At 71.8% G+C, this 7,303-nt stretch carries 8 protein-coding genes; 6 read left to right on the forward strand and 2 right to left on the reverse strand.

From position 1 onward, the window contains the following. Positions 1-162: 162 nt before the first annotated feature. Complete coding sequence (locus tag ACYVE9_RS11120; protein WP_461027618.1) at positions 163-1,239, reverse strand: sugar ABC transporter substrate-binding protein; 1,077 nt, start codon at positions 1,237-1,239, stop codon at positions 163-165. Between the two features lie 388 nt (positions 1,240-1,627). Between ACYVE9_RS11120 and ACYVE9_RS11125 the strand changes: the two genes are divergently transcribed. The 4 genes from ACYVE9_RS11125 to ACYVE9_RS11140 all read left to right on the forward strand — a co-directional run bounded on the left by ACYVE9_RS11125 (position 1,628) and on the right by ACYVE9_RS11140 (position 3,466). Further along, positions 1,628-1,918, forward strand: a complete 291-nt coding sequence (locus ACYVE9_RS11125; RefSeq protein ID WP_461027619.1) for a YiaA/YiaB family inner membrane protein — start codon at positions 1,628-1,630, stop codon at positions 1,916-1,918. A 60-nt stretch (positions 1,919-1,978) separates the two neighbouring features. After that, positions 1,979-2,371, forward strand: a complete 393-nt coding sequence (locus tag ACYVE9_RS11130) for a VOC family protein (RefSeq protein ID WP_461027620.1) — start codon at positions 1,979-1,981, stop codon at positions 2,369-2,371. 217 nt (positions 2,372-2,588) lie between these two features. After that, entirely contained in the window at positions 2,589-2,990 is a 402-nt protein-coding gene (locus tag ACYVE9_RS11135) for an NUDIX hydrolase (RefSeq protein ID WP_461027621.1), read from the forward strand. Continuing rightward, a complete protein-coding gene (locus ACYVE9_RS11140) occupies positions 2,987-3,466 on the forward strand; it encodes a GNAT family N-acetyltransferase (RefSeq protein ID WP_461027622.1) in 480 nt (159 codons plus the stop codon). The genes ACYVE9_RS11135 and ACYVE9_RS11140 overlap by 4 nt, the downstream gene beginning before the upstream one ends. A 15-nt stretch (positions 3,467-3,481) precedes the next feature. On the opposite strand, the gene ACYVE9_RS11145 is transcribed toward ACYVE9_RS11140, so the two are convergent. After that, on the reverse strand, positions 3,482-5,377 hold the full coding sequence (locus ACYVE9_RS11145) for an ABC transporter ATP-binding protein (protein ID WP_461027623.1): 1,896 nt from the start codon (positions 5,375-5,377) through the stop codon (positions 3,482-3,484). Between the two features lie 157 nt (positions 5,378-5,534). Between ACYVE9_RS11145 and ACYVE9_RS11150 the strand changes: the two genes are divergently transcribed. Together ACYVE9_RS11150 and ACYVE9_RS11155 are read left to right on the forward strand one after the other, a co-directional pair. Continuing rightward, positions 5,535-5,999, forward strand: a complete 465-nt coding sequence (locus ACYVE9_RS11150; protein ID WP_461027624.1) for a MarR family winged helix-turn-helix transcriptional regulator — start codon at positions 5,535-5,537, stop codon at positions 5,997-5,999. Positions 6,000-6,240: 241 nt separating this feature from the next. Next, on the forward strand, positions 6,241-7,303 hold a 1,063-nt coding region (locus ACYVE9_RS11155), incomplete at its 3' end, for an ABC transporter transmembrane domain-containing protein (protein WP_461027625.1).

Here is a 7,303-nt window from a genome sequence, read left to right on the forward strand (position 1 = left end):
CGGTCCGGCTCGCCCCCGCTCCGGGGCCCGACGCCCGGGGCGCCGCGTCCCGCTCCGGGCGTCGGCGAACCCGGTCGTCCCTGTTCGCGGCAACGGCTCCGTATCCGGCCCGCGAACGGGGACGGGGCGAGCACAGTCTGGCCGGTCCTCGGCCCGGCACGGTCAGCCGCCGTTGGTGATGCCGAGTTCGGCGCACTCCTTGGCGTAGTCCTCCGTGCAGATCTCGTCCACGGAGTAGAAGCCGTCCTCGACGACCGTGTCCCCGAGGTTCTCGGCCGTCACCGTGACGGGTTCCAGCTGCGCGCTCGGGATGTCCTCGTGTGTCGGGCTGTTCACCAGGTGCGGGGCGAGGATCTGGAAGAACTTGTCGTTTATCAACCGGACGGCGATCTCCGCGGCCGTCTCCGCCAGCGGCACGAGCGGCTTGTAGACGGTGAACGCCTGCTCCCCCGCCACGATGCGCTGCAATCCCGCCAGTTCGGCGTCCTGGCCGCCGACCGGCACGTCGGTGATGTTCGCGGAGTCCAGTGCGCTGATGACGCCCGCCGCCATGCCGTCGTTGGCGGAGTAGACGGCATCGAAGCCGTTCGGGCCCAGCGACTTGATCGCGGTCGTCATGTTCCGGGCGGCCACCTTCGGATCCCAGCCCTCGATGTCCTCCTCGAAGACGACGGTCACCTCCTTGTCGAGCGCCTCGTGCGCGCCGGCCTTGAAGTCGGCCGAGTTGGGGTCGCTGGGCGAACCGTTGATCATGACGACGCGGGCGTTGTCGGCCTCGTCGCCCAGCGCCTCCAGCACGGCGGTGCCCTGGAGGTGGCCGACCCGGAAGTTGTCATAGGAGACGTAGGCAACGATGTCGCCCTGGGCGAGCCGGTCGTAGGCGATCACGGGCACACCCTGCTTGTCCGCCTCCTCGACCCAGGACGCGGTGGTGGTGGCGTCGACCGGGTCGAGCACGATCACGTCGACGTCCTTCTCGAGCATCGCGTCGAACTGCTGCTTCTGCTGGGTGGCGTCGTCCTCCGCGTTGGCGTACTCGAAGCCGCACTCCGAGCACAGCTCCTTCACCTTCGCTTCCATCGCCGGGCGGTCGAAAGCCTCATAGCGGGCAGTGGTCTTCTCCGGGAGCAGCAGACCGATCGACTTTCCGCTCCCGCTCTCGACCTGCCCGCACGCCGCGAGCACGGTGGCCATCGCCAGCGTCACCGTGCCCACCAGGGCACGCCTCAAGTACCACATGGGTGTATCGCTTCCTGTGGGGCCGCACGTCGCGGCCACGTGGAGAGGAGTGAACGCCAGCCTCCGCATAGACGTCAATGCCTGCGGGATCAGGATCCGGCAAGGGTTCGGACACCGGCCGTGACATCTCCCGGCACGCCTGGCCTCCGCCCCTCCGGCGCCGGGCGTCCGAGGCGGCCGGGCCGCCTCCAGGTCCGGACCACAGCGGGGTCCGCGCAGCCCGGCGACCGCTGCCACCTGCGGCGGACCGTTCGGTGAGGGCGCCGGGCGGCTACGGACGGTGCCGTCCGGGCGGTACCGGGGGGGGCGCGGCGGACCCGCACCGCACCCCCGCCGGTTGAGTACCGGTACTCATGTGCGGGCGACCGCGCTCGGCCACCTTGGGGTCATGACAAATCCGGTGCAGCGCCCCACCACGGCGGCCTTCTTCCTCCAGGCCGTCGTCTCGTTCGGTCTCTCCCTGGTCGCCGTCGGACTCGGCGTCGCCTACATGCCGCTCGGGCCATGGGAGCGGGGGTTCATGGCCCTCGGTGTGCTCTTCCTGGTGTCCTCCTCGTTCACCCTCGCCAAGTGCGTGCGGGACCGGCAGGAGCTGATGGAGGTGTCCACGCGGGTCGACAAGGCCAGGATGGACAAGCTGCTCACCGAGCACGACCCGTTCGAGGTCAAGAACCTCTGAGGCCGCGGTCGCCGGCGCGAGGCGGGTGCGGCCCGGGTGCGCCGCCGGTAAAATCCGTACATGCCCGCACGCTTCAAGGACCTGGCCCTGGACGCCGTCGACCACCAGGCGCTCGCCGACTGGTGGTGCTCCGCGTTGGGCTACACCAGGCGCGTCACACCGGAAGGCGCTGAGCCGCCGCGACCGGAGTGGCCGGTGGCGATCCACGACCCGCGCGGCCATGGCCCCCTCATCTGGCTCAACCCGGTGGCGGAGACGAAGACGGTCAAGAACCGCATGCACCTCGACGTGTGGGGCGATCGCGACGAGCTTCTGGAGCTGGGGGCCACGCTGGTCAGGCGCCGCAGCGAGACCACCGAGTGGGACGTGCTGGCCGACCCGGAGGGCAACGAGTTCTGCGTCTTCCCGCCCGAGCTGCGCCCCAGCAACCCCATTCGCCTCGCCCGGCGCTGAGCCGTCCCGGGCTGCCACTCCCCCGTGCTGCGGCCCGCCCGGTGTGCGGGGCACGAGACGGAGCGCATGGTCCTGCTGAGTCGTGTGGAGCCGTGGTGACCGCGGAGGGCCCTTGCGGGGGCGCGTGGCAGGATGGGCGGTCCACCAGGGCCGGACGGCTGCCCGTGCACAGCCCGGGCGGCATCTCGGCGGCTCGCCCGGAAGAAGGAGCACGGCATTGCCGGACGTCATCGACACCGTCGCCTGGATCCTGCTGCGCGAAGGCCGCGTCCTGGGAACCCGCTCGCGCGGCCGGGAGCTGTTCTACATCCCGGGCGGCAAGCGCCACCCCGGCGAGAGCGACGTGCAGACGCTTCTCCGTGAGGCCGAGGAGGAGCTGACGGTGGTCCTGCTGCCGGACAGCGCCCGCCACTACGGCACGTACGAGGCGCCCGCCGACGGGCACGGCGACGGGGCCACGGTCCGGATGGCCTGCTACACCGCCAAGTACCGGGGCACCCCCGTGCCCAGCGGTGAGATCGAGGAACTGGACTGGCTCGGTTTCGCGGACCGGGAGCGCACCGCGCCGGTCGACCGGCTGGTCTTCGACGACCTGCGGGCCGAGGGCCGGCTGCGATGACCGACGTGACGCTGCGTGAGGTGGAGCCGGCCGGCGCCGAGGTGTTCTACGAGCACCAGCGCGACCCCGACGCCGTCCACATGGCCGCGTTCACGGTTGCGGACCCCGACGACCGGGAGGCGTACCTGGCCCGGTTCGCCCGGATCCTCGCCGCCGACGACGTGGTGAAGCGCACCGTCCTGTGCGACGGGCGGGTGGCCGGGCACCTCATGGTCTTCGGGCCGCCGGAGGAGCGTGAGGTCACCTACTGGATCGCCCGCGAGTACTGGGGGCTCGGGGTGGCGACCACTGCCCTGTCGGCGCTGCTGGAGCAGTACCGGGAGCGTCCGCTGTACGCGCGGGTCGCCAAGGGCAACACCGGCTCGCTGCGGGTGCTGCTGCGCTGCGGCTTCGTTCACTACGGAGAGGGCAGCGGCTACGCCCACGGGCGGGGCACGACGGTGGAGGAGGACCTCCTGGTGCTCCGGGCCGGCTGAGCCGGCTGCCGCCGGTCAGCCGCTGACGTCCGCAGTGTCCCACTCCTTGCCCGTGGACTCGCCCCCCGTGACTCCTGTGCCCTCCTGGTCTCCCGTGTCCCTCGTGTCCCCGATGCCGCCCGGGCGGCCCTGGGTGTCGCGGCGGATCAGGGCCGCGTAGCGCCCGTTCAGGTCGAGCAGCTGCTGGTGGGTGCCGCGTTCCACGATGCGGCCGGCGTCGAGCACCACGATCTGGTCGGCGTCGCGCACCGTGGACAGGCGGTGGGCGATGGTCAGTGTGGTCCGCCCCGCTGAGAGCTCGTCGACGGCCCGCTGGACGGCCCGCTCGGTGCGCGTGTCCAGCGCGCTGGTGGCTTCGTCCAGGATGAGCACCGGCGGGTCGCGGAGGATCGTCCGGGCGATGGCGAGCCGCTGCTTCTCCCCGCCGGAGAACCGGTAGCCGCGTTCACCGACGAGGGTGTCGTAGCCGTCGGGCAGCGACCGGATGTGCTCGTGGATCTGGGCGGTCCGGGCCGCCGCCACGATCTCCTCGTCACTGGCGCCCGGCTTGGCGAACCGCAGGTTGTCGGCGACCGACGCGTGGAAGAGGTAGGTCTCCTGGGAGACGACGCCCACGGCCCGGGCCAGCGAGTCGAAGTCGAGGTCACGGACGTCGACGCCGTCGAGGGTCACGCTGCCCTCGGTGACGTCGTAGAGCCGCGGCACCAGGTAGCTGAGCGTGCTCTTGCCGGAGCCGGTGGCGCCGACCACCGCCAGGCTGGTCCCGGCGGGCACGGTGAGGTCGATGCCGCTGAGGGCGGGCGGCCCGCCCGGTTCGTAGGAGAAGGTCACGTCCCGGAACCGCACCTCACCGCGGACGGCGTCCAACCGCACCGGCTCGGGGCGCTCGGAGATGTCGACCCGCAGGTCGAGGTACTCGAAGATGCGCTGGAAGAGCGCCAGCGAGGCCTGGATGTCCACGCCGGTGTTGAGCAGTGACACCGCGGGCCGCAGCAGCCCCTGCTGGAGGGTGACGAAGGCGACGAGCGTGCCGATGGACAGCGCCGGCCCGCCGACCTGGAGCAGCACACCCGCGGCCCAGTACAGCACCGCGGGAATGGCGGCCATGATGATGCCGATGGTGGCCATGCGCCAGCGTCCCGCCATGCTGGAACGGATCTCCAGCGCGGCGAGTCGCTCCGACTCGCCGCCGAAGTCCGCGGTGAGCGAGTCCGCCCGGCCCATGGTGCGACCGAGCAGGATGCCACTCACGGAGAGCGACTCGGTGACCATGGCGGCCATCGAGGCCATCTGCTTCTGGCGCTCGGTGGTGATGCGCTTGCGTTCCCGGCCGACCCGGCGGCTGATCCAGACGAACAGCGGCAGCAAGGTCAGCGAGACCAGCGTCAGCCGCCAGTCCAGGGCCAGCATGGCCACCACCGTCGCCACCACGCTCGTGCTGTTGGAGACCAGCGAGGTGGCCGTCGACGTGACGGTGGCCTGCATGCTGCCGATGTCGTTGGCGATGCGGGACTGCACCTCACCGGTGCGGGTCCGGGTGAAGAAGGCGAGCGGCATCTGCTGCAGGCGCGCGTAGACGCCGGTGCGCAGGTCGTGCATCACCCGTTGGCCGACTGTCGTCGAGATCAGCGTCTGGAGGACACCGAAGACACTGGTGAGCACGGCGGTGGCGATCATGCCGAGCGCGAGCACGGTCAGCAGGCCGGTGCGCTGCTCGGGGATCGCCACGTCGAGGATCTCGCGGAGCAGGAACGGTGAGGCGACGCCGACCAGTGAGGCGGCGGCCACCAGCAGACCCACCACGGCCAGGCGGCCGCGGTAGGGGCGGAACAGCCGCAGGATGCGGCTCATCTCGACGGGTCGGGTGGGTCGGGGCGCCGGTGGGGCCGGCCGTGGGGCGTCGTGGTGCATGGGCTCCTGCGGTTCGGGACGGGACGGCGCCGGACTCGGAACGACCGTCGGTTGCGGCCGGCTGTCCGTCATCGGGCGGTCGGCGGGGACACCGCCGACAACCCTAGCTGATTGTTACCTATACTCACAATGAACATAGTCCTGCTATTCTCCGGGCATGGTTCCCGCCGATCCCACCGGTTCCCTCGCCGACCAGCTCATCGGACTCACCAGGCGGCTGCACCGCGCTCAGCGCAGGCACCTGGAACCGATGGGTGTCACCCCGGCCCAGGCCCGGCTGCTCCGCACCCTGTCGCACTGCTCGGAACCGCCCCGCATGGCCGACCTCGCCGAACGGCTGGACGTCGTGCCGCGCGCGGTGACGACCCTCGTCGACGGGCTGGAGCAGCGGCACGCGGTACGCCGGGTGCCCGATCCGGACAGCAGGCGGGTGACCCGGATCGAGCTGACCGCGGACGGCCGCGAGTTGCTCGGCAGACTGCGGCAGGCCCGCCGCGCGGCGGCCGAGGAGCTGCTCGCCCCGCTCTCCGAGACCCAACGCGCCGAACTCAGCCGACTGCTGACGCCGCTGGAGGCCCCCGCCGCCCCGTGGCACTGCACGCCCCGCACCACCCGCGGCTGAGGCGCAGCGGCGCGGGAACGCCCGACCCCCGTCACCGGCACCGGGCGCTCAGCCGGACCGAGTGTGGCCAGCGAGGTGCGTGTGGCGGACGAACCGGCCCGGTCGGCGGCCGGATCCCGCCGTCGACCGGTAAAAACCCGTTGCCATCCACGCGTCGCACCGACAGCCTTGGCTGGCCGATCTGCGTCCTCTCCCGCCGCCGGCCGCCTCCCCGTTCACTCACTACACCGTTCTGGACGTCATGCAGATTCGTGACCTTCCCTTTCCCGATCCCGGCGAACCCGACGTCAGGTCCGGCCCGCGCTTCCTGCTGTGGCTCGGCCGCAGCCAGTGGGGCGGCCAGGCCAAGGCCCTGGGCTGGGGCAGCCTGCACATGGCGGCCGTGGCCACACTTCCGGTGGTGGTCGGCCTCGCCGTGCAAGCCGTCGTCGACGGCTCCGGCAGGCGTCTGACGACAGCCGGACTGCTGCTGCTCCTGGTCGGAGCGACGGTGACGCTAGGCGACACCATGCTGCACCGGACCGCGGTGACCAACTGGATCACCGCCGCCGCCCGGGTGCAGCAACTGCTGGCCCGGCGCACCGCCGAACTCGGCGCCACACTCACCCGACGGGTCGCCCAGGGTGAGGTCGTGGCCGTGTCGACGGGCGACATCGAGAAGATCGGCTGGTGCGTCGAGTCGGTGTCCCGGTTCGGCGCCGCGCTGCTCGCCACGATCGGCGTGTGCGTGGGGCTCGTCGTCTACGAACCCCGGCTGGGGCTGCTGGTCGCCGGCGGTGTGCTGGCGCTGGCACTCACCGTGCTGCCGCTGCTGCCGCGCGCCACCCGCCGCGCCGACCTGCAACGCGACAAGGCCGGCCGCGCCACCGAACTGGCCGCGGACACGGTGGCCGGACTGCGCGTGCTGCGCGGTGTGGGCGGCGAGGAACTCTTCCTGAACCGCTACCGGCGGGCCTCGCAGGAGGTACGGCAGGCCGCCGTCACCACCGCCAGGATGTGGGCCGTCATCGACGCCGTGCAGGTAGCCCTGCCGGGACTGCTGCTGATCGCGGTGGTCTGGCAGGGCGCCACCCTGGCGTCCGAGGGACGGCTCGGAGTGGGCGAACTGGTCACCGTCTACGGCGCGGTCATCTTCCTGCTGTTCCCGCTCCGCGGGTTGCAGGAGTTCGCCATGGCCTGGTCCTTCGCCCGGCCGTCGGCACGACGGACCGCCCGGGTACTGGCGCTGCGCCGCGACACCGGCGGCAGTGACGCCGTCGGCAGCGGCACCGGCAGCCCCGACGCCGACGGGGGCGACGGGGGCG

The sequence above is a fragment of the Streptomyces sparsus genome (assembly GCF_054776295.1).